Source organism: Micromonospora sp. TSRI0369, from assembly GCF_001905625.1.
GTDB classification, from domain to species: Bacteria; Actinomycetota; Actinomycetes; order Mycobacteriales; family Micromonosporaceae; genus Micromonospora; species Micromonospora echinospora_A.
The window spans coordinates 245,210-267,825 of the sequence record NZ_LIVU01000004.1 but is presented as its reverse complement, the minus strand read 5'-3'; the positions used below and the strand labels follow the sequence as shown (position 1 = coordinate 267,825).

At 72.2% G+C, this 22,616-nt stretch carries 18 protein-coding genes; 8 read left to right on the top strand and 10 right to left on the bottom strand.

From position 1 onward, the window contains the following. Positions 1–6 precede the first annotated feature (6 nt). From AMK25_RS14165 to AMK25_RS14155, 3 genes are all read right to left on the bottom strand, one after another. Complete coding sequence (locus tag AMK25_RS14165; RefSeq protein WP_073828849.1) at positions 7–963, bottom strand: ABC transporter permease; 957 nt, start codon at positions 961–963, stop codon at positions 7–9. Further along, positions 956–1,894, bottom strand: coding sequence for an ABC transporter permease (locus AMK25_RS14160; RefSeq protein WP_073828848.1), 939 nt, complete (start codon positions 1,892–1,894; stop codon positions 956–958). Before AMK25_RS14160 ends, AMK25_RS14165 begins: the two co-directional genes overlap by 8 nt. Before the next feature lie 89 nt (positions 1,895–1,983). Continuing rightward, positions 1,984–3,582 carry a peptide ABC transporter substrate-binding protein gene (locus AMK25_RS14155; protein ID WP_073828847.1) on the bottom strand — a complete coding sequence of 533 codons (1,599 nt, stop codon included), beginning with the start codon at positions 3,580–3,582 and terminating at the stop codon, positions 1,984–1,986. A gap of 390 nt (positions 3,583–3,972) precedes the next feature. Here AMK25_RS14155 and AMK25_RS14150 point away from each other — a divergent pair, with 390 nt between their 5' ends. Continuing rightward, a complete protein-coding gene (locus AMK25_RS14150; RefSeq protein WP_073828846.1) occupies positions 3,973–4,836 on the top strand; it encodes a bifunctional methylenetetrahydrofolate dehydrogenase/methenyltetrahydrofolate cyclohydrolase in 864 nt (287 codons plus the stop codon). A gap of 98 nt (positions 4,837–4,934) precedes the next feature. Further along, complete coding sequence (locus AMK25_RS14145; protein ID WP_073828845.1) at positions 4,935–5,885, top strand: malate dehydrogenase; 951 nt, start codon at positions 4,935–4,937, stop codon at positions 5,883–5,885. A 111-nt stretch (positions 5,886–5,996) separates the two neighbouring features. Here the strand turns inward: AMK25_RS14145 and AMK25_RS14140 are convergent, their stop codons facing one another. Beyond that, on the bottom strand, positions 5,997–6,806 hold the full coding sequence (locus AMK25_RS14140) for an MBL fold metallo-hydrolase (RefSeq protein WP_073828844.1): 810 nt from the start codon (positions 6,804–6,806) through the stop codon (positions 5,997–5,999). Between the two features lie 139 nt (positions 6,807–6,945). Between AMK25_RS14140 and AMK25_RS14135 the strand changes: the two genes are divergently transcribed. After that, complete coding sequence (locus AMK25_RS14135; protein WP_073828843.1) at positions 6,946–8,163, top strand: NADP-dependent isocitrate dehydrogenase; 1,218 nt, start codon at positions 6,946–6,948, stop codon at positions 8,161–8,163. A 313-nt stretch (positions 8,164–8,476) separates the two neighbouring features. On the opposite strand, the gene galT is transcribed toward AMK25_RS14135, so the two are convergent. The 4 genes from galT to AMK25_RS14115 all read right to left on the bottom strand — a co-directional run bounded on the left by galT (position 8,477) and on the right by AMK25_RS14115 (position 13,709). Next, a complete protein-coding gene (gene galT / locus AMK25_RS14130) occupies positions 8,477–9,550 on the bottom strand; it encodes a galactose-1-phosphate uridylyltransferase (protein WP_073828842.1) in 1,074 nt (357 codons plus the stop codon). Beyond that, positions 9,547–10,335 (bottom strand): DeoR/GlpR family DNA-binding transcription regulator, encoded by a 789-nt coding sequence (locus AMK25_RS14125; protein WP_073828841.1) that lies wholly within the window; start codon positions 10,333–10,335, stop codon positions 9,547–9,549. Before AMK25_RS14125 ends, galT begins: the two co-directional genes overlap by 4 nt. 166 nt (positions 10,336–10,501) lie before the next feature. Then, positions 10,502–12,031 carry an adenylyl-sulfate kinase gene (gene cysC / locus AMK25_RS14120; protein ID WP_073828840.1) on the bottom strand — a complete coding sequence of 510 codons (1,530 nt, stop codon included), beginning with the start codon at positions 12,029–12,031 and terminating at the stop codon, positions 10,502–10,504. 130 nt (positions 12,032–12,161) lie between these two features. Continuing rightward, positions 12,162–13,709, bottom strand: coding sequence for a glycosyltransferase family 2 protein (locus AMK25_RS14115; RefSeq protein WP_073828839.1), 1,548 nt, complete (start codon positions 13,707–13,709; stop codon positions 12,162–12,164). Positions 13,710–13,894: 185 nt separating this feature from the next. On the opposite strand from AMK25_RS14115, the gene AMK25_RS14110 reads away from it, so the two are divergent. The 5 genes from AMK25_RS14110 (at position 13,895) to AMK25_RS14090 (ending at position 17,933) form a co-directional block, all read left to right on the top strand. After that, positions 13,895–14,809, top strand: coding sequence for an ABC transporter ATP-binding protein (locus tag AMK25_RS14110; RefSeq protein WP_073828838.1), 915 nt, complete (start codon positions 13,895–13,897; stop codon positions 14,807–14,809). After that, a complete protein-coding gene (locus tag AMK25_RS14105; protein ID WP_073828837.1) occupies positions 14,802–15,680 on the top strand; it encodes an ABC transporter permease in 879 nt (292 codons plus the stop codon). The genes AMK25_RS14110 and AMK25_RS14105 overlap by 8 nt, the downstream gene beginning before the upstream one ends. Beyond that, a complete protein-coding gene (locus AMK25_RS14100) occupies positions 15,677–16,636 on the top strand; it encodes an ABC transporter ATP-binding protein (protein ID WP_073828836.1) in 960 nt (319 codons plus the stop codon). The genes AMK25_RS14105 and AMK25_RS14100 overlap by 4 nt, the downstream gene beginning before the upstream one ends. After that, positions 16,636–17,346: an ABC transporter permease gene (locus AMK25_RS14095; protein ID WP_073828835.1), complete on the top strand. Its 711-nt coding sequence runs from the start codon at positions 16,636–16,638 to the stop codon at positions 17,344–17,346. The genes AMK25_RS14100 and AMK25_RS14095 overlap by 1 nt, the downstream gene beginning before the upstream one ends. A gap of 149 nt (positions 17,347–17,495) precedes the next feature. After that, positions 17,496–17,933: a hypothetical protein gene (locus AMK25_RS14090; RefSeq protein WP_198937543.1), complete on the top strand. Its 438-nt coding sequence runs from the start codon at positions 17,496–17,498 to the stop codon at positions 17,931–17,933. 109 nt (positions 17,934–18,042) lie between these two features. On the opposite strand, the gene valS is transcribed toward AMK25_RS14090, so the two are convergent. Both valS and AMK25_RS14080 read right to left on the bottom strand, forming a co-directional pair. Next, positions 18,043–20,607, bottom strand: a complete 2,565-nt coding sequence (gene valS / locus AMK25_RS14085) for a valine--tRNA ligase (RefSeq protein WP_073828834.1) — start codon at positions 20,605–20,607, stop codon at positions 18,043–18,045. An 80-nt stretch (positions 20,608–20,687) separates the two neighbouring features. After that, entirely contained in the window at positions 20,688–22,520 is a 1,833-nt protein-coding gene (locus tag AMK25_RS14080; RefSeq protein WP_241826381.1) for an ABC transporter ATP-binding protein, read from the bottom strand. Between the last annotated feature and the right edge of the window lie 96 nt (positions 22,521–22,616).

Genomic DNA, 22,616 nt, shown 5'->3' with positions numbered 1-22,616 from the left:
GAGAGTTCACCGGAGCTTCGGGTCGAAGGCGTCGCGGATCGCGTCGCCGAGCATGATGAAGGCGAGGACGGTCAGGGCGAGGAACGTCGACGGCACGATCAGCGGCGTCGCCGACTCCCGCATGTGCACCCGGCCGGCGTCGATGTCGATGCCCCAGGAGATGGTCGGCGCCTTCAGACCGATGCCGAGGAAGCTCAGCGTCGCCTCGGCCGCGATGAACGAGCCGAGCGCGATGGTGAGCACCACGATGGCCGGGGCGAGCGCGTTCGGCAGGATGTGCCGCCACATGATCCGGCCGTTGCCGGCCCCGAGCATCCGGGCGGCTGCCACGTAGTCCTGCTCCCGGGCGGTGATCACCGAGGAGCGGACCACCCGGGCCGCTGTGGTCCACCCGAGCAGCGCCAGCACGAAGATCACCGCGAATAGCCGTACCGTGTCGCCGCTGGTGCTGACCCGCTTGAGCAGGACGATCGCGGCCAGCAGCAGGGGAATGCCGAGCACGATGTCGATCACCCGGGAGAGCACCGCGTCGACCCAGCCGCCGAAGTAGCCGGCGAGCATCCCGACGACGAGCGCGATCACGCCGGTGATCAGCGCGGAGAGCGCGCCCACGAGCAGCGAGGCGCGGGCGCCGTAGACCGCGCGGGCGAACGTGTCGCAGCCCTGGAAGTCGTACCCGAAGATGGCCCCGCCGGACGGCCCGGCGTGCTGGCGGGAGAGCACGCAGTCGCGCGGGTCGTTCGCCGCGAACAGCCCGGGGGCCACCGCCATCGCAGCGACCAGCACCACCAGCAGCAGGCTGATCCAGAAGACCGGGTTGCGGCGCAGGTCCCGCCAGGCGTCCCCGGCCAGGCTGCGGGCCCGGTCCGGCCGCCCGGCCCGGCCGGGCGTACCCGGTTCGCCGGAGACGCCGCGCCGCGCCGCCTGGTTCTCCGTCGCCGCCACCGTCTCGAAGTCACTCATAGCGGATCCTCGGGTCGAGGACGGCGTAGAGCACGTCCACCACCAGGTTGGAGAGCAGGTAGACCACGACGAGCACGCTGACGATGCCGACCACGAGCGGGCCGTCCTCGGTGCGGATGCCGCGGAACAGGTTGAAGCCGACGCCGGGAACGTTGAAGACGCCCTCGGTGATGATCGCGCCGCCCATCAGGTTGCCCAGCTCGACGCCGAGGAAGGTGATCACCGGGATGAGCGAGTTGCGCAGCACGTGCACGCCGACGATCCGGCGTCGCCGCAGGCCCTTCGAGCGGGCGGTGCGGACGTAGTCGGCGCGCAGGTTCTCGGTCACCGACGTCCGGGTCAGCCGCAGCGCGGTGGCCAGGGACAGCGAGCCGAGCACGATGCCGGGTAGCAGCAGCGCGTAGAAGGACGGCTGGGCGCCGGCGGTGGGCGGGAAGATCGGCCACCGTACGCCGAGGAAGTACTGCGCCAGCGGCGCGAGCACGATTGTGGGTATGCCGAGCACCAGCAGCGTGACCACGAGCGTGGCGTGGTCGAACACGCCGGAGCGGCGGATGGCCGCGATCACGCCGGCGGTGACCCCGAAGATCACGGTGACCGCCATCGCGATCACTGCCAGCTTGAGGGTGACCGGCCAGGCGGCGGCGAGGATGTCGCTGATCTGCCGCCCGGTCAGCGACTGCCCGAGGTCGCCCCGGACCAGGCCGCCGAGGTAGTCGAAGTAGCGGTAGAAGAAGCCGCCGACCCCCGTCGCGTCCAGGTGGTACTTCTCGGTCAGGTAGGCCCGCTGCGCGGCGGTCACCGGCCGCTCCCCGGCGAGGGCCTGGATCGGGTCGCCCTGCCCGGCGAACATCAGCGCGTAGACGATCAGAGTGGTCCCGAAGAAGGCGAGGACCATCTGGAGCAGTCGCCGCAGGATGAACCGGAGCATGCTGGCAAGTCTGCCGAAAACAGGTTAAATGCGTGCCAATGCCAGGGCCGGGCCACCCGGTGGGGGTGGCCCGGCCCGTCAGCAGGGTGTCAGGCGAGTTCGATCTTCAGCAGGTCCACCCGGTCGAAGAGGTCCACGTGGACGTTCTTGACCTTGGTCGAGTGGCCGAAGTTGTTCTGCCCGTACCGCAGCGGGATCACCGGCATGTCCTGCGCGAGCAGGTCCTCCGCCGCCTGGTACTTCTTGATCGCCTCGTCCTCCGACGCCGCCCGGGCGCCCTCGGCGAGCAGCTTGTCGAACTCCGGGTTGCTGTAGCCGTAGTAGTTCGACGAGCCGGTGCTGCTGTACAGCGGGCCGAGGTAGTTCTCCATGGACGGGTAGTCCATGACCCAGCCCATCCGGAACAGGCCGACCGGCTGCTTCTGCTTGAGCTTGGTCAGCAGGTCCGCGAACTTCGGCTCGGCGGTGCCGACGCAGTCCACGCCCAGGTTGGCCTTGAGCTGGTTGCAGGTGGCGTCGATCCAGTCCTTGTGACCGCCGTCGCCGTTGTAGGACAGCTCGATCTTCTTCGGGCCGCCCGCGGCCTGGTACTCGGCCTTGGCCTTGACCGGGTCGAACGCGCCGGCGGTGCCGATGGTGTTCTCCCGGTAGCCGGCGACCACCGGCGAGACGAACGAGCGGGCCGGCTGCTGCGAGTCCTTGAAGATCGACTTGGTGATCTCGTCCCGGTCGATCGCCATCGAGATGGCCTTGCGCACCTCGGGCTTGCTGAACTCCTCCTGGAACGTCGGGAAGGCCAGCACCTGCAGCGACGAGGCCGGGCTCTGCTGGTAGCGGTCACCCAGGTCGGTCGCGGCGGTGGACAGGTTCTCGGTCGGGATGGTCTTGATCACGTCGAGGTTGTCCGACAGCACGTCGGCGTACGCGGCGGTCGGCTGCTGGTAGATGCGGAACTCGACGCCGCCGACCTTGGGCTGCTGGCCCGGGAAGGCGTCGTAGCGCTCCACCTCGACCTTGGCGTCGTGCTGCCAGCTGCCCTTCATCTTGAACGGGCCCTGACCGATCGGGGCCTGCTCGTAGCCCTCGGCCAGCACGCCCGGCGCGGAGAAGGCCGCCTCGGGCAGCGGGTAGAAGGCGGTGTAGCCCAGCATGGACTTGAAGTCCACGTACGGCTCGGCGAGCGTCACGGTGAAGGTCAGGTCGTCGACCTTCTGCAGGCCGCTGAGCGTCTTCGCCTTCGGCGTCTCGCCCTGGAGGTCGTCGTAGCCGGCCACCTTCTCGAAGAAGTAGCTGGAGTTCTGGCCGTTCGGGGCGTACGCGCCGTAGTTCCAGGCGTCGATGTAGTTGTCGGCGGTGACCTTCTCGCCGTTGTGGAACGTGTAGCCGGGCTTCAGCTTGATCGTCCAGACCTTGTTGTCCGACGTCGTCACCGAGTCCGCCGCCACCTCGTGCGGCTTGTTCGCCTCGTCGTAGTCGACGAGCGGGCTGAACAGGGCCGACAGGACCTGGGAGCCGCTCGTCTCGTTGGTGTTTGTGGGCACCAGGTGCTGCGGCTCGGCGATCTCGATCCGCACGGCCGCGTCGGGGTTGCTGGCACCGCCGCTGCCGCCGCCCGAGCCGCAGGCCGTCAGGCCCAGCGTCACCGCGAGCGGGAGCGCGGCCCAGGCCGCGAGCCTACGAACACGCATGTGGTCTCCTCATCTCCTCACGCTGCGCGGTCGTCCCGACATTGGGTGACTCTGCGCAACGAGCGGTAACGGTAGGTCGCGATCCGGCCCATCGACAACTGGCGCGTGGTGGATCGATGACGGATCGTGTTCGCCCCGCCTTGTCGCTGCCGCTCGAGCGTGCTAAATCCCGCTCCTTCCTGGCCTTTCCTTGGCCGTTGGTGTTCCGTTCGAGTGCACCCGGCAGGTTCTGGGGTGCGCGTGACCGGTGTCCGGTCCCTGCCTGCGCGGGTGCGATCGGGCCGGCGCGTCACCGTGACTGGTCACTCTCCGTGATTTAGGGCACGTTGCGCAGCGTGATCGTCGGCCGTCGTCGTCCGGGCCCGCCCGCGGCCGTGAGACGATCACGACGTGACGGCGACGATCCTGGACGGCAAGGCCACCGCGGCGGAGATCAAGGACGAGCTACGAGCCCGGGTCAAGGCGCTCGCGGAACGCGGCATCACCCCCGGCCTCGGCACGGTGCTGGTCGGGGAGGACCCCGGCTCCCAGGCGTACGTCAACGGCAAGCACCGCGACTGCGCCGAGGTCGGCATCGCCTCGCTGCGGGTCACGCTGCCGGCCGACGCCACCCAGGAGCAGCTCGACACGGCACTCGCCGAGCTGAACGCCGACCCGGCCTGCCACGGCTACATCGTCCAGCTCCCGCTCCCCGGGCACCTCGACACCCAGCGCGCGCTGGAGTCGATCGACCCGGACAAGGACGCCGACGGGCTGCACCCGGTCAACCTGGGCCGGCTCGTCCTCGGGTACGACGCGCCGCTGCCCTGCACCCCGCGCGGCATCGTGGAGCTGCTGCGCCGCCACGACGTGCCGCTTCGCGGCGCGAACGTGGCCGTCGTCGGCCGGGGCAACACCGTCGGCCGCCCGCTGGGCCTGCTGCTGACCCGGCGCAGCGAGAACGCCACAGTGACGCTCTGCCACACCGGCACGCTCGACCTCGCCGCGCACACCCGCGCCGCGGACGTCGTCATCGTCGCCGCCGGCGTGCCGGGCCTGCTCACCGCCGACATGGTCAACCCGGGCGCGACAGTGGTCGACGTCGGCATCACGCGCGTGATCGGCGACGACGGCAAGGGGCGCTACACCGGCGACGTCGACCCGGAGGTGAACGAGGTCGCCGGCAAGGTGGTGCCGATGCCCGGCGGCGTCGGCCCGATGACCCGCGCGATGCTGCTCACCAACGTGGTCGAACGGGCCGAGCGGGCGGGCTGACACCCACCCAGGTCATAACCGTCCGCCCCTGGCCCGATCGGTGCCAGGATGGCTGATACGGTCCGGAAAACCGACTGGTATCAGGGAGTGGGACGACCATGGGTAAGAAGGTCACTGTCGTCGGCGCCGGCTTCTACGGCTCGACCACCGCACAGCGCCTGGCCGAGTACGACGTCTTCGACACCGTCGTGATCACCGACATCGTGGAGGGCAAGCCGGCGGGTCTCGCGCTCGACCTCAACCAGTCCCGCGCGGTCGAGGGCTTCGAGACCACTGTCGTCGGCGTCACCACCGGCCCGAACGGCGAGGGCTACGACGCCATCGAGGGCTCGGACGTCGTCGTCATCACCGCCGGCCTGCCGCGCAAGCCGGGCATGAGCCGGATGGACCTGCTGGAGACCAACGCCAAGATCGTCCGGCAGGTCTCCGAGAACGTCGCCAAGTACGCCCCGAACGCCGTCGTCATCGTGGTGTCCAACCCGCTCGACGAGATGACCGCGCTGGCCCAGCTCGCCACCCAGTTCCCCAAGAACCGGGTGCTCGGCCAGGCCGGCATGCTCGACACCGCCCGCTTCACCAACTTCGTCGCCGAGGCGCTGAGCGTACCGGTGAAGTCGGTACGGACCCTGACGCTCGGCTCGCACGGCGACACCATGGTCCCGGTGCCGTCCAAGAGCACCGTGGACGGCAAGCCGCTGCGTGACGTCATGCCGGCCGAGCAGATCGAGGAGCTGGTCGTCAAGACCCGCAACGGTGGCGCCGAGGTCGTCGCGCTGCTCAAGACCGGTTCCGCGTACTACGCCCCGTCCGCCGCCGCGGCACGGATGGCGAAGGCCGTGGCCGAGGACTCCGGCGAGGTCATGCCGGTCTGCGCCTGGGTCGACGGCGAGTACGGCATCTCGGGCGTCTACCTGGGCGTCGAGGCCGAGATCGGCGCCGAGGGCGTGAAGCGGGTCGTCGAGACCGACCTGGACGCCGACGAGCTGGCCGCGCTGAAGGAGGCCGCCGAGGCGGTCCGCGCCAAGCAGGGCGACGTCGCCAGCATGTGACGCCCGTACCACCGCGTCGAAGGCCCGCCGGCTTCCGCCGGCGGGCCTTCTGCTGTCCGCCCCCGGTTCGCCCCGTCGATCATGAGGTTGGCGGCGGAGATGGCGATCAATTCAGCCGCCAACCTCATGATCAAGCGCGGAGGGGTGGGGGGTGAAGGGCGCGGTCAGGTGAGGGGTGGCCAGGACCGCGGGGGAGAGGGTCGCCAGCAGGTGCTGACGGAAGTGGCGGGCCTTGTCCGGGTCCTCCTCGTGGGCGTACGCCAGCTCCGGGGCGACCAGTTGGATCGCGTGCACCAGCAGGTCGCCGGTGACCAGGAGGCGCTCGTCGTCCGCCTCGATGAGCACCGACTGGTGGCCCGGCGTATGCCCGGGCGTGTGCAGCAGCCGTACCCCCGGGGTGAGGGTGGTCTCACCGTCGACCACCCGCAGCCGGCCGGCGGCGCGCAACGGCCCCAGCAGCCGGGCCGGCAGCTCCGGGTGGAACAGCTCCAGCGCGTCCAGCTCGGCGCGCTGGACCAGATGATCGGCGTTCGGGAAGAGCGGGCCGGCCCAGCCCACGTGGTCCGTGTGCAGGTGGGTGAGGACCACCGTCCGGACGTCGGCCGGATCGATCCCGGCGGCCGCCAGCTCCGCGGGCAGCCGGCCCGGCACCGGCGCCCAGCTCGCGGCGAGCGAGTCGGCCGGGCCGATACCGGCGTCGACAAGGGTGACCGGACCGTCGCCGGATCGCACGGCGAACGCGCGGAACGGCAGCCACCACCGGCCGTCGGCGGTCACCGCGCCCGGATCGAGCCGGTCGGCCGCCCGCCAGTGCGCCTCCGTGGCGCCGGGAAACGCCTCGCCGCGGGGCTGGAAGAAGGGCCCCTCGCCGTCGGAGAGCGCGGTGACCGTGATAGACCCGAGGGTGCGGCTGCGCGGCATCGGACGATGATGCCAGCGGCTCGCGGTGCGGCGCAGCCCGCTTTCCGGCGGTCCACCCCGGGCCGCCTGGGGACTGCCGACCAGTTTCCAGTACGCTCGTACTGCTTGAGCACGTGTCCCCCGAGAGGAGCGCCGGCCGATGGCGAAGATCAAGGTAAACAACCCGGTCGTGGAAATCGACGGCGACGAGATGACCCGGATCATCTGGAAGCAGATCCGGGAGCAGCTGATCCTGCCCTACCTCGACGTCGACCTGCACTACTACGACCTGTCGATCCAGCACCGTGACGCCACCGACGACCAGGTCACGGTCGACGCCGCGAACGCCATCAAGGAGCACGGCGTCGGCGTCAAGTGCGCCACCATCACCCCGGACGAGGCCCGGGTTGAGGAGTTCGGCCTGAAGAAGATGTGGCGGTCGCCCAACGGCACCATCCGCAACATCCTCGGCGGCGTGGTCTTCCGCGAGCCGATCATCATGTCGAACGTGCCGCGGCTCGTCCCGGGCTGGACCAAGCCGATCATCATCGGCCGGCACGCGCACGGCGACCAGTACAAGGCCACCGACTTCGTCGTCCCCGGCCCGGGCACGGTGACCATCACCTACACCCCGGCCGACGGCGGCACCCCGATGGAGATGGAGGTCGCCAACTTCCCCGGCGGCGGCATCGCCATGGGCATGTACAACTACGACGAGTCGATCCGGGACTTCGCCCGCGCCTCGTTCCGGTACGGCCTGGACCGCAACTACCCGGTCTACATGTCCACCAAGAACACCATCCTCAAGGCGTACGACGGCCGGTTCAAGGACATCTTCGCCGAGGTGTTCGAGAACGAGTTCAAGGCCGAGTTCGACGCCGCAGGCCTCACCTACGAGCACCGGCTGATCGACGACATGGTCGCCGCCGCGCTCAAGTGGGAGGGCGGGTACGTCTGGGCCTGCAAGAACTACGACGGTGACGTGCAGTCCGACACCGTGGCGCAGGGCTTCGGCTCGCTCGGCCTGATGACCTCGGTGCTGCTCTCCCCGGACGGCCGCACCGTCGAGGCCGAGGCCGCCCACGGCACCGTGACCCGGCACTACCGGCAGTACCAGAAGGGTGAGAAGACCTCGACCAACCCGATCGCCTCGATCTACGCCTGGACCCGGGGCCTGGCCCACCGGGGCAAGCTGGACGGCACCCCGGCGGTCACCGAGTTCGCGGACACGCTGGAGAAGGTCATCGTGGACACCGTCGAGGGCGGCCAGATGACCAAGGACCTCGCGCTGCTCATCTCGCGGGACGCCCCGTGGCTGACCACCGACGAGTTCATGAACGCGCTCGACGAGAACCTGGCGCGCCGGCTCGCCGCCTGACGTGCAAGGAAGGGCCCCTTCTTAACGCCTCGCGTTGTAGAAGGGGCCCTTTTTAACACCTCAGGGCCGTCGGGGCGGCGTGACCTCGCTCGGTGCGCCCTCGTTGACAGGGTGGACGAGATGCCAGTCGCGTCCAGGAAGGTGGGTCACGGTCGCGCGCCGGCCGGCCGACCTTCGTGGCTGCCGAGCGCAGCCAGCCGTCCCTTCCCTGCGGGGGGTCCTGTCCCGGGCCCCCCGCGCCCCCATGCCCGGGCCGCGGTTGTTAACAAGGGGCCCTTCCTCTACCGCAGGCGTTAATAGGGGGCCCTTCCTTTCACGCGGCGCGGAGCAGCTCGGCGGCTCGCTCGGGGGCGATGTCGTTGATGAACACGCCCATGCCGGACTCCGACCCGGCCAGGTACTTCAGCTTGTCCTTGGCGCGCCGGATGCTGAACAGCTGCAGGTGCAGGTGGCCCAGCTCCCTGTCGATCCGTACCGGCGCCTGGTGCCAGGCCGCGATATACGGCATGGGCATGTCGAACAGCCCGTCGAAGCGGCGTAGCAGGTCCAGGTAGAGCGGCCCGAACGCGTCCCGCTCGGCGTCGTCGAGCGCCGGAATGTCGGGCACCGGCCGGTGCGGCGCCACGTGCACCTCGAACGGCCAGCGCGCCGCCGCCGGGACGTACGCGGTCCAGTGCTCGTTGCTCGCCACCACTCGCTCCCCGGCGGCGCGCTCGGCGGCCAGCACGTCGGCGTACAGGTTGCCCCCGGTGCGTTCGGCGTGCCGCCGGGCGGCGGCCAGCATGTCGCGGGTGCGCGGCGTGACGAACGGGTACGCGTAGATCTGCCCGTGCGGGTGGTGCAACGTCACGCCGATCTCGACGCCCCGGTTCTCGAACGGGAAGACCTGCTCCACGCCGGGCAGCGCGCTCAGCGCGGTGGTGCGGTCGGCGAGCGCGTCCAGCACCGTGCGCACCCGGTGCGGGGAGAGCCGGGCGAACGAGGCGTTGTGGTCGTCGGTGAAGCAGACCACCTCGCACTTGCCGCGCCCGGGCCGTACCGGGGTGAACGGCGTGATCTCGGCCGGTTCGTCGGCCACCCGCTGGCTCAGCGACGGGAACCGGTTCTCGAACACGACCACGTCGTAGGCGGGCGCCGGGATCTCGCTGTGCCGGTCGCCCCGGGACGGGCACAGCGGGCACTGGTCGGCGGGGGGCAGGAACGTGCGGGTCTGCCGGTGCACCGCGACCGCCACCCACTCGTCGGTCAGCGGGTCGTACCGCAGCTGCGAGGCGGGCGGGGGAGGGGGCAGGTCCCGCCGGTCCGGCTGGTCGCGGACCGCGTCGTCCCGCTCGTCGAAGTAGATCAGCTCGCGGCCGTCGGCCAGCGCGATTTGCGTACGCTTCACTCCGCCCCCCTCTTCGCGGGCACCGTCACCAGCTCGCCCACCCTGTCCTCGAGTACCCGTCGTGCCTCCGGTGCCAACCGGTCGTCGGTGACCAGCGCGTCTGCCGCGTCCAGCGGCACGATCGACGAGATGCCGACGGTGCCCCACTTGGTGTGGTCAGCCAGCACCACGAGCCGGTCCGCGGCGGCCACGAGCGCCCGGTTCGTGTCCGCCTCCATCAGATTGGGCGTGGTGAACCCGGCCCGTTCGCTGATCCCGTGCACGCCGAGAAAGAGCACGTCCAGGTGGAGCGCGGCGATCGCGGCCACGGCGAGCGGACCGACGAGCGCGTCCGACGGCGTGCGTACCCCGCCGGTGAGCACCACTGTCTGGTCGGACCGGCCGCCGACGTGCAGCGCCTCCGCCACCGGCAGCGAGTTGGTGACCACTGTGAGGCCGGGCACGTCGACCAGTCGCCGGGCCAGCTCGGCGGTGGTGGTGCCGGCGGAGAGCGCGATGGCGGCGCCCGGTCGGACCAGTCCCGCAGCGTGCTCGGCGATCGCTGCCTTCTCGGCGGACTGGCGGTCGGCCTTGGCGCGGAAGCCGGGCTCGTCGGTCGAGCCGGGGCCGGCCGGCGTCGCGCCGCCGTGCACCTTGGCGAGCAGGCCCTGCTCGTGCAGCGTGTCCAGGTCGCGGCGGATGGTCATGTCGGACACGCCGAACTCGGCGGCCAGCTCGGTGACCCGGACGCCACCGGCGAGACGCAGTCGTTCCAGGATCGCCGTCTGCCGCTGCCGCGCCAGCATCCCGGGCACACCTCCGAGCGTCACCGACCGCGCGATGTCACGCGGTCGAACGTGTTCCAACAAAGACGAACACTACCGCGCAATGAGGGGCGACGCGAGACCGCCGTCGTCCAGAGGCTGGACGACGGCGGTCGGAGGCGCTGACGTGCCGGTACGCGGCCGGCGGTCAGGCGGGTTGGATGCGGGGCTCCACCCATCCGGTTTCGGTGAGGTGTTCCATCACCCGGCCGATGGCCTCCTCGACGGACAGGTCGGAGGTGTCCACCACGATTTCGGCGTCGGTGGGCTCCTCGTACGGGTCGTCGATGCCGGTCATCCCGGTGAGCAGGCCGGCCCGGGCGCGGGCGTACAGGCCCTTGCGGTCGCGCTGCTCACAGACTTCGAGCGGCGTCGCCACGTGGACCAGCAGGAAGCCCGCGCCGGCCGCCTCGGCCATCTCCCGCGCGGTGGCGCGGGCCGCCGCGTACGGCGCGATCGGGCAGCAGATGCCGACCCCGCGGTGCCGGGCGATCTCGGCGGCCACCCAGCCGATCCGGCGCACGTTGAGATCCCGGTCGGCCTTGCTGAACCCGAGCCCGGCGGAGAGTTCCCGCCGCACCACGTCGCCGTCGAGCAGCGTCACAGTGCGGTCGCCCTGCTCGCGGAGCACGTCGGCCAGGCCCCGGGCGATGGTCGACTTGCCCGAGCCGGACAGCCCGGTCAGGAAGATCACCAGACCCCGGTACCGCCGCGGCGGGCGGGCCCGGACCAGTTCCTTCGCCACCGCTGGCGGGGTGTGCCACTCGGGCAGCGGGAAGCCCCGGTCCAGCAGGTCGTCGATCTCCTCCGCGCTCAGCGCCAGCCGGCGGTTGCGCGGCGGGATGTCCTCGCGCCAGCGCCACTGCCCGTCCCGGTTGTCGTAGGCCAGCTCGCGGGGCACCAGCACGCGCAGGCCGGCGCCGGAGAGCATGCCCTCGGTGGAGAGCAGGTGGGTCACGCCGTACGCGGCGGCGACCCGCGCCCGCAGCAGTGCGTCGCTGATCTCGTCGCGCCGACGGGCCAGCGGCACCGCCACCAGCGTCGCCGGGGGCATCCGGTCGCGGGCGGCGAACACGGTACGCACCAGCGCCTCGGACGGCAGGCCACCGCTCGACCCCTCGCCCACCGGGATCAGCACCAGCAGATGTGCGCCGAGCGTGCGGGCCGCGTGCGCGATCTGCGCCAGTTGCGGGCGGTGCAGCGGACGGTCGGCGAAGACCCCGAGCACCCGGCCCGGCGGCAGCAGGCCGCGTACCTCCTCCGGGCCGCGCCGCAGGCGCTGGAACGGCCCGTGGCCGCCGTCGCCCAGGCGGCGGACGGCGCCACCGACGCCCACCATGCCCTCGCGGCCCGGCCAGACGTCTGTCACGTCCATCGCCGCCACCGGCGCGCCCTCGCCGTCGGTGAGCACCACCGCCCGGCGGGCCGGGTCCGCCGGGTCGAGCCCGTCGGCCAGCGCGGCCGGCACCTGGAGCGTCACCGGCACCGGCCACGGCGTGCCGTCGGCCAGCCGGCCGCGCCGGCTCAGCGAAGTCAGGTCGGCCCGGCTCATGAAACCGGTGAGCGGCGCGTACGCCCCACTCAGCAGCAACTGGAGATCGGCCAGCTCAGCGGGCCTGGGCGCGTACGACGGCGCATCCCGCAGAACGTCCTCGGGCAGCAGCCACCCGTTGCTCATCGAACCCCCAACTCACCGGCCGGCACACAGTTTCGCAGCCCACCGGCGATCGGTCGAGAGCGCCACCCGGCCTCCCGGTAATCGCGCGTTCCGGCGAGAGCGCCGAGGACGAACCGGGGTCACCGAATCCTTACCGGCGGGCCGCCGCCGGTCGATCGTGCGAACGGCTCCCGGCGCGCGCCGTCCGGCCGAGCGTGCGATCCCGGATCCGCCGGACCGCCCGCCGGATCCGGGCGCGGAGCCGGCGCGGGTCCTCCACCCGGGGTGTGCCGCCGTCGGCCGCGCAGCGCACCACGAGGGGCAGGTTCGCGTCCAGGGCCCACCCGGCCTGGATCACCCGGGCCCGGACCTCCCAGGTGCCCCGGGCCCGGCCTCCGTCGAGCGCCGCGAAGTCGACGGTGGCGGTGCTGCGGTGGCAGACCTGGCCGTCGGCGGCCGGCTCGGTGGTGGCGTCGACCGGCAGGAAGAACTCCTCCCGGGTCTCCCGGCGGCGGATCACGACGTCGGTTCTCGCCCCGCCGGCCCGCATCACCACACCGTCAGGCGTCGCCTCGGCCACCGGGAGCACCGGCAGCCCTCGGTCGTCGAAGCGCAGCGGCTCGTCGCCAGCGCGCAGGTGGGCGGAGACTGCGACGGTCAGCGTCCGTCCCTCCACCTGCCACCTGTCGACGGCGGCGTGGGCCCGGACGCTCACCTCCCACTCCGCCAGCCGGCGCAGGTCCGCCATCCGCCCCTGCGCGGCGAGATGGGCGATCACCTGGTACATCGGCGGCACCCCGGCGATCGCGTCCGGCGCGACACGCTCCTTCACGAGCTGCCCCACCTCGTCCGCCACCTGCTCGACCCAGTGCTCCGGCGCGCTCAGCAGGGCCTGCCCGCGCAGCCGGTTCAGCATCTCCTTGCGCAGCCAGCGCCGGTGCAGCCGGAGGCGGGCCGCGGCCGGCGGCCGGTGGGCGTCCACGATGTCCAGCGCCTCCCGGAGGGCCGCGTAGTAATCCGCCGGGTCCATCCGGGTGGCGGTGACGTTGCCCGCGTCCTGCCGGCGGGCGTGGTGGTAGCAGGGGTGGTCGGCCAGCACGCAGACCCGCTCGGCGAGCAGGTAGGCAGCCGCCATCAGCCGGTGGTCCTCCAGGCGTCGCGGACGGCCCTCCGGGAACCGCAGCCCGTGCCGGTCGAGGAAGGACCGCCGGAACAGCTTGTGGCAGGTCATGCTGTCGGCCAGCGGCGCGTTCGCCAGCGTGGCGTCGAACCGGTTCTCCCGGAACAGCTCCCGCGGTACGCCCCGCCGGTGCCCGATCATCCGCCCGATGACGATGTCCGCGTCGTGGTCGTGGGCGCAGGCGTGCAGGCGGGCCAGCGCCTCGTCGCCGAACCAGTCGTCGTCGTCGGCGAAGAAGACGTACTCGCCGCGCGCCTGCTCCAGCCCCTGGTTGCGCGGGTGCGACGGCCAGCCCGAGTGCTCCAGGTGCAGCACCCGCACCTGCGGGTCGGCGGCGGCCAGTTCGTCCAGGCGACGCGGCGTGTCGTCGGTCGACCCGTCGTCGGCGAAGATCACCTCGTATCCGCCGGGCGGTAGCCCCTGCCGCGACAGCGACGCGACAAGCGGGTCGAGGTGGGCCCAGCAGTTGTACGTGGGCACCACGACGCTCACCGCCGGCCGGTCCGTTCCCCCGCCCATACCGCCCCCTACGGTCCGATCGGACCGGGGCGCCCGGTCCGTTTCGCCCACACACGGTGGCAGCTTCCTCACGCCGCCGCTACCCCGTCCCGGGGGTCACCTAGGGGGCCCGGAGCCGAGGGATCAGGGGATCGCCCGGGTCAGGACGGGCTCCGACGCGACGCCGGAGTCCTACGCTGAACGGCGTGACACTGCTCGCGACCGAGTCGCTGACCAAGACGTACGGAGGCCGGGTCACCGCGTTGGCCGACCTCACCGTGTCGGTCGAGCCGGGGATCATCGGGCTGGTGGGCGCGAACGGCGCCGGCAAGTCCACTCTGATCAAGATCCTGCTGGGTCTGCTCCCGCCGACCAGCGGCCGGGTACAGGTGCTCGGCCTCGACCCGACCACCGATCCGGCCGCGGTCCGCGCCCGGGTCGGCTACATGCCCGAGCACGACGCCCTCCCGCCCGACCTGTCCGCCGCCGAGTTGGTCACCCACCTGGGGCGGATCAGCGGGCTGCCGCGCACCGTCGCCCGGGAACGCGCCTCCGAGGCGCTGCGCCACGTCGGCCTGCACGAGGAGCGGCACCGGGCCGTCGGTGGCTATTCCACCGGCATGAAGCAGCGGGTCAAGCTCGCCCAGGCGCTCGTACACGATCCCGATCTGCTGCTGCTCGACGAGCCGACCAACGGCCTCGACCCGGCCGGCCGGGACGCCATGCTCGCGCTGATCCACCGGATCGGCACCGAGTTCGGCATCTCGGTGGTGGTCTGCTCGCACCTGCTCGGCGAGGTGGAGCGGATCTGCGACACGCTCGTCGCCATCGACGGCGGCCGGCTGCTGCGCGCGGACCGGGTGTCGGCCATGACCACCGCCACCGACGTGCTCGCCGTCGAGGTGAGCGAGGGCACCGACGAGCTGGCCGCCCGGCTCGCCGCGCTCGACCTGCCGGTGACCCGGGACGGGCTGCTGCTGCTCGTCCCGCTCGCCGACGACGCCACCTACGACCAGATCCTCGGCGCGGTCGCCGAGCTGGACCTGCCGCTGCACCGGCTGGACCAGCGGCGGCACCGGGTGGCCGAGCTCTTCGCCACGAGGGAGCCCAGCCATGTCTGAAGCAACCGGGGTCATCCACGACATCGGCTACCAGCGCTACACCGGTCCGCGGCTCGGCCGCCGGCAGGTCTTCGGCGCGCTCTACGCGCACGGTGTGCGTACCGTCTTCGGTTTCGGCCGCAGCGCCAAGGCGAAGATCTTCCCCTGGCTGGTGGTCGCCGTGGTCACCGTCGTGGCCGCCGGGGTCACCGCGGTGCGCAGCCAGATCGGCGAGGTGGTGATGACGTACGCCCAGTTCGCCGACGCGATGAGCTGGCTCGTCATCTTCTTCGCCGCGGTGGCCGCGCCCGAGCTGGTCTCCCGCGACCTGCGCAGCGGCGTGCTGCCGCTGTACTTCTCCCGCCCGCTGCCGCGCGGCGACTACGCCCTGTCCAAGCTGCTGGCGCTCGTGACAGCGCTCTGGCTGCTGCTCGGCGGTCCGCAGCTGGTGATGTTCCTCGGCGCCGCGTTCACCACGAACCGGGGCGTACGCGGGGTGTGGGACGAGCTGCTCGACCTACTGCCCGGGCTGCTCTACGCCGGGCTGTGGGCGGTGGTGTTCGGCTCGATCGCCCTGCTGGTCGCCTCGCTCACCGGCAAGCGCGCGTTCGCCGCCGGCGGCATCGTGGCGGTCTTCCTGATGACCACGCCGGTCGTGGGTGTGCTGTCCATCCTGCCCTCGCGGACGATCAACGAGCTGGCCTTCGTGGCCTCTCCGCCGACGCTCGTCGGGGGCGTGGGCAACTGGGCGCTCGGCGACCGGCTGACCCAGGGACGCGGCGGCATGCCGATCGGCGACTTCGGGCCGGTCTACGCCGCGGTCGCCGTGCTGCTGGTCGCCGGCTGCGTCAGCCTGCTGCTCCTGCGATACCGGAAGGTGGCCGCCCGATGACGGCGATCAGCACCCAGTCGACGGCCGGCGCGCCCGCCACCGCGACGAGCACGCTCGACCTGGCGGGCGTCTCCCGCTGGTACGGCAACGTGGTGGCGGTGAACGACGTCACCATGCGGCTCGGCCCCGGCGTGACAGGTCTCCTCGGCCCCAACGGCGCCGGGAAGACGACGCTGCTGCACATGATGGCGGGTTTCCTGTCGCCGTCGCGCGGCACCGTGACGCTGGACGGGGAGCCGACCTGGCGCAACCCCGCCGTCTACCGGCGTCTCGGCCTGGTCAGCGAGCGCGAGGCGGTGCACACGTTCCTCAGCGCGTACGAGTTCGTGCTCGCCAGCGCGAAGCTGCACCGGCTGCCCGACCCGGAGGCGGCCACCCGGCAGGCGATCGAGCTGGTCGAGATGGAGGACGCGCAGACCCGTCGGATCGGCACCTACTCCAAGGGCATGCGGCAGCGCACCCGGGTCGCCGCCGCGCTGGTGCACGACCCGCAGGTGCTGCTGCTCGACGAGCCGTTCAACGGGATGGACCCGCGCCAGCGGCTGCACATGATGGCGCTGCTGCACCGGCTCGGCGACGCGGGACGGACCATCCTGTTCAGCTCGCACATCCTGGAGGAGGTCGAGCAGGTCTCCGGCACCGTCCAGGTGATGGTGGCCGGCCGGCTCGCCGCCTCCGGCGACTACCGGACCATCCGCCGCCTGATGACCAACCGGCCGCACGTCTTCGCGGTCCGCTCCACCGACGACCGCGCCCTGGCGGTGGCGCTGATGGCCGAGGCGTCGGTCTCCGGCGTCGAGCTGGGCCGCACCGGCCTGACTGTCAAGGCCGGCGACTACGGCGCGTTCACCCGGGCCCTGCCCCGGATCGCGCTCCGGCACGGCATCCGGGTCCGGCAGTTGCTGCCGGAGGACGAGTCGCTGGAGAGCGTCTTCTCGTATCTGGTGGAGGCATGATGTCGACAGTCACCTGGATCACCGCGCGCGGCCTGTTCGGCCGGAGCCGGTTCCTCATGCTGCTGCCGTTGCCGCTGATCCTGATCGGCCTGGCGGTGCTCTGCCGGTCGCTCGGCGTGGACCCGGGCCAGTGGGGGCCGCCGGTGCTCGTCGGCCTCGGCCTGGCAGTGGTGCTGCCGGTGGTCGCCCTGATCGTGGGCACCGGCGTGCTGGGCGCGGAGATCGACGACGGCACCGTGGTGCACATCCTCACCAAGCCGCTGCCGCGCTGGCAGATCGTGCTGCCGAAGCTGGCGGTGGCGGCCGGCGTCAGCGCCGTCACGGTGGGCGTCCCGATCTACGTCGCGGGCGTGCTGGCCGACTCGGTACGCCTCGGACTCGCGCTTGTCGTCGCCTCGGCGGCGGGCGCGCTGGCGTACTCGGCGTTGTTCCTGGCGCTGAGCCTGGTGACCCGGCGGCCGGTGCTGCTCGGCCTGGTCTACGTGCTGATCTGGGAGGGCCTGCTCGGCCGGTTCGTCGGCGGCACCCGGGTGCTGTCGATCCAGCAGTGGGTGATCGCCCTGGCCGACAGGATGGCGCCGACGCCGCTGCTCGGCACCAGTGTCTCGGTGCCGGTCGCGGCGGTGCTCACCGCGCTGGTGGCGGTCGGCTTCACCGTGCTGGCGATCGACCGGCTTCGCTCGTTCAGCGTGGCCGGCGAGACGAGCTGATCTGAGGGCGGAACCCGTTTTCCGACGTTCGCGACGGAAAACGGGTTCCGCCCTGCCGTGTCCGCTCTGCTAGTTTGCGGCGGCTACGACACCGACACGGGGAGAACACCTTGCGTTCAGCTCGACTCGCCCTGCTCGCTCCGGCCGCGGTGGCGATGATCGTCATGTCCGGCTGCGGCGACGGCGACGACACGCCCTCGGCCGGGTCGGCGGCACCCTCCGCGCCGGCCGCCACGTCCGTGCCGCCGGTGACCCCGGCTCCGGTGGGCCTCGACGCCGCCACCAGGACGACCTGTGCGACGGCGGAGAAGGACATCACCGCCGCCCTGAAGGAGGTGGCCGAGGCGGAGAAGATCGGCCCGCCGGCCGGCCACTCCGCGGTCAGCGCGCAGTACTCGGCCGGAGCGGCGACGCTCTACACGCACGCCTTCACCAACAGCGACGAGGTCAACAGCGCGGTGAAGGGCGTCGCGACCGAGATGGCCGACCTCGCCGACGCCTGGGCCAAGGCGCCGGGCAAGGCGCCGAGCAGGGCGGATCTCACCGCCGCCCGGGACAAGCTCAAGGCGGCCTGCGCGGCCGACTGAGCCACGTACCCCGAAGGGCCGGCCCGGCCGGCCCTTCGGGTGTTAACAAGGGCCCCTTCTACAACGCCAGGCGTTAAGAAGGGGCCCTTCCTTACATCGCCGGCGGCGCTCAGAACGCGCAGGCGATGACCAGTTCGGTGGTGCGGTCGGGCAGCAGGTCCAGCTTCGCGATCCGGCCCGCCGCCCGCAGGTCGTCGGCGACAGTGCCGAGCTGGTCGAGCACCGCCGCCGGTCCGAGCGCCTCGGCCAGCGGCACGTCCGCCTTCATGGACAGCTTCCGTTCCGACTTGGCGCGGCGCACCTGACCCAGCGCGTCCGCGGCCAGGCGCAGCAGCTCCGGATCACCGGGCGCCTCCATCGCGCGGCCGACCTCGTACGTGGTCGGCCACGGCGCGCGGTGCACCGAGCCGTACCGCCACCACGACCAGACCTCCTCGGTGACGAACGGCAGCACCGGCGCGAACAGGCGCAACTGCACCGACAGCGCGGTCGCCAGCGCCGCCCGGGCCGAGTCCGCCGCCGGGCCGGTGCCGTAGGCGCGCTCCTTCACCAACTCGATGTAGTCGTCGCAGAACCGCCAGAAGAACGCCTCCGTGGCCATCAGGGCAGCCGTGTGGTCGTACCCGTCGAAGGCGGTGGTCGCGGTCGCGACCACGCCGGACAGTTCGGCGAGCATCGCGGTGTCCAGCGGTTGCGTCGCCGCGGCCCGCAGCGCGTCGGCGGCGCCCAGCCCGAGCGCGAACCGCGACGCGTTGAGCAGCTTGGTGGCCAGCCGGCGGCCCACCTTGACCTGGGCCGGGTCGAAGGCGAGGTCCGTGCCCGGCTTGCCGTTGGCGGCCCAGTAGCGGACCGCGTCGGACCCGTTCTGCTCCAGCAGCGCCATCGGCGTGACCACGTTGCCCTTGGACTTCGACATCTTCTTGCGGTCCGGGTCGAGGATCCAGCCGGAGAGCACAGCCGTGTGCCAGGGCAGCGTGCCGTGCTCCAGGTGGGCGCGGGCCACAGTGGCGAACAGCCAGGTCCGGATGATGTCGTGCCCCTGCGGGCGCAGGTCCATCGGGAAGACCCGGGCGAACAGGTCCGGGTCGCTCTCCCAGCCGCCGACGATCTGCGGGGTCAGCGACGAGGTGGCCCAGGTGTCCAGCACGTCCGGGTCACCTGTGAAACCGCCGGGCACGCCGCGCTGCGACTCCTCGTATCCGAGCGGCGGCTCGCTGCTCGGGTCGATCGGGAGCGTCGCCTCGTCCGGTGTGAGAGGGTGGGACCAGTCCGGCTCGCCAGTGTCGTCGAGCCGGTACCACACCGGCACCGGCACGCCGAAGAACCGCTGCCGGCTGACCAGCCAGTCACCGGTGAGGCCACCCACCCAGTGCTCGTACCGGTGCCGCATGTGCTCCGGCACCCAGCGCAGCTCCCGCCCCCGGGCCAGCAGCTCCGCACGCAGGCCGGCGTCCCGGCCACCGTTGCGCAGGTACCACTGCCGGGTCGAGACGATCTCCAGCGGCCGGTCGCCGCGCTCGTAGAACTTCACCGGGTGGGTGATCGGGCGCGGCTCGCCCACCAGGTCACCCGCGTCGGCCAGCAGCTCCACCAGCGTCCGCCGGGCGCCGTTCACCGTCTGCCCGGCCAGCGCCGCGTAGGGCTCCGCCGGCACGCCGGCCGGCGGCTCCGGCAGCAGCCGCCCGTCCCGGCCGATCACCACCCGGGTGTCCAGCCGCAGCTCACGCCACCAGGTCACGTCGGTCAGGTCACCGAACGTGCAGACCATCGCGATGCCCGTGCCCTTGGCCGGGTCCGCCAGCGGGTGCGCGCGCACCGGCACCTCGACCCCGAACACCGGGGTACGCGCAGCCGCGCCGACCAGGTCCGCGTACCGCTCGTCGTCGGGGTGGCAGACCAGCGCCACGCAGGCCGGCAGCAGCTCCGGCCGGGTGGTGTCGATCAGCACCTCGCGGCCGTCCGGCCCGGTGAACCGCAGCCGGTGGTACGCGCCCGGCCGCTCCCGGTCCTCCAGCTCCGCCTGCGCCACAGCGGTGCCGAACCCGACGTCCCACAGCGTCGGCGCCTCGGCCTGGTACGCCTCGCCCCGCGCCAGGTTGCGCAGGAACGCGCGCTGGCTGGCCGCGCGGGCCGCCGACCCGATCGTGGTGTACGTCAGCGACCAGTCCACGGACAGCCCGAGCCGCCGCCACAGGGCCTCGAACGCCTTCTCGTCCTCCACCGTGAGCAGTTCGCACAGCTCGATGAAGTTGCGCCGGGAGATCGCCGTCGGGTTCTTCCGGGCCGCGTCGTCCACCGGCGCGGCCGGCGGCCGCCAGTCCCTGTCGTACGGCAGCGCCGGATCGGGGCGCACGCCGTACACGTTCTGCACCCGGCGTTCGGTGGGCAGCCCGTTGTCGTCCCAGCCCATCGGGTAGAAGACGGTGCGCCCGCGCATCCGCTGGAACCGGGCCACGGTGTCGGTGTGGGTGTACGAGAAGACGTGCCCCATGTGCAGCTCGCCCGACACGGTCGGCGGGGGAGTGTCGATCGCGTATACGTCCGACCGCTCCTTCGTGCGGTCGAACGCGTACGTCCCGTCGGACTGCCAGCGGCGGGCCCAGGTCTCCTCGAGGCCGTCCAGGCTCGGACGCTCGGGGACGCCGCCGCGGGCGCTGATCGTCGTGTCGGTCATCGTCCGATGGTAGGCAGCCCGGCCGTGCCGCTCCACGACTTTGGCCGTAAGTGCAAGATCGACGGGGGTCGGAGGGAGGGTCAGAGGAGGGAGTCGCGCCACTGGCGGTGCAGGGCGGCGTAGCGGCCGTCGGCGGCGATCAGCTCGGCCGGTGGGCCGTCCTCCACGATCCGGCCGCCGTCGAGCACCAGCACCCGGTCAGCAGTCTCCACAGTGGAGAGACGATGGGCGATCACCAGGGCGGTGCGGTCGCGCAACACGTTGTGCAGGGCCCGCTGCACCAGCCGCTCGGTCGGCACGTCCAGCGACGATGTCGCCTCGTCCAGGATCAGCACCCGGGGGTCGGCGAGGAACGCCCGGGCGAACGCGACGAGCTGCCGCTGCCCCGCGGAGAGCCGGCCGCCGCGCCGGTGCACGTCCGTGGCGTACCCGTCGGGCAGCGCGGCGATGAAGTCGTGCGCGCCGATCGCCCGCGCGGCCGCGACCACCGCCTCGTCGTCGGCGTCCGGCCGCCCGAACCGGATGTTGTCGGCCACGGACCCGCTGAACAGGTGGGTCTCCTGGGTCACCAGCACCACCGCCCGGCGCAGCTCGGCGTCGGCCAGGTCGCGCAGGTCCACCCCGTCCAGGTCGACAGCGCCCGCGTCCGGGTCGTGGAAACGGGCCAGCAGCTTCGCGACCGTGGACTTCCCGGCGCCGGTCGGCCCGATCAGCGCCACTGTCTGCCCGGGCGGCACGGTCAGGTCCAGGCCGGACAGGATCGGCGTCTGCCGTCGGTAGCCGAAGTCGACGGCGCGGAACGCCACCGCCCCGCGCGGCGGCCCGGTCGGCAGCGGCACCGGATCCGCCGGCTCGGCCACCGCCGGACGCTCGTCCAGCACCCCGGCCAGCTTCTCCAGCGCCGCGGTCGCCGACTGGAGCGCGTTGTAGAACTGGCTCAGCTCCTCCATCGGCTCGAAGAACCGGCGCAGGTAGAGCAGGAACGCGGCGAGCACGCCCACCTCCACGCCGCCGCCCAGCACCCGCCACCCGCCGTACCCGAGCACCACCGCCGTCGTCAGGTTGCCGATCAGCCGGATACCCGGCGAGTAGATCGCGATCAGCCGGAACGCGCGCAGGCTGGAGCGCCGGTAGTCGTCGTTCACGGCGGCGAAGATGCGCTCGTTGCGGGGCTCCCGGCGGTACGCCTGCACCGCCCGGATCCCGCGCAGCGACTCGACGAAGTGCACGATGACCAGCGCCACCGCCTCCCGGGTGCGCCGGTACGCGCCCGCTGACGCGCGGGCGAACCAGCGCGACAGCACGAACAGGAACGGGAAGGCGAGCAGCGTCACCGCCGCCAGCGGCAGGTCAAGCCAGAGCAGGATGCCCGCCACGGACAGCACCGACAGCCCCGCCATCACCAGCTTGTCGATGCCCCCGTCGACCAGCTCGGCGATCGACTCCAGGTCGCTCGTCAACCGGGACACCATCCGGCCGGAGGTGTAGCGCTCGTGGAAACCGACGTCGAGGCGGAGGAAATGCCCGTACACCCGTCGTCGCAGGTCCAGCAGGACGGCCTGGCCGATCCGGGCGGCGAGGGTGAGGAACGCGCGCCGGGCCGCGTACTCGACGCCGGTCGCGACGACGAACGCGGCGGCGACCGCGATCAGCGGGCCGGGATCGCCTGACCGCAACGGCCCGATGCCCCGGTCGATGCCGAGCATGACCAGGTACGGCCCGGACATCGCGGCGGCGTTCTGGGCCAGCAGCAGCGCCACCGCCAGCCCCAGCGCGCGCCGGTGCGGGCGCAGCAGTTGCCGCAGCAGCAGCCGGCTGCGGGCGCGGAGCCGGGCTACCGCCGCCGGGGAGGAGTCCTCGGCGCGGCTGCGGTCGGCGTCCGGGTCGGTGGCCCGGCCCCGCCAGCGGGACAGGTCCTCGCGTCCGCCGGTGCGGTTCGCGTCGTCGTCGCGTGCGCCGGTTGCGCCGTGCGACTTCCGGTGCCCGGCGGTACGCGCGCCGGTGTCGCG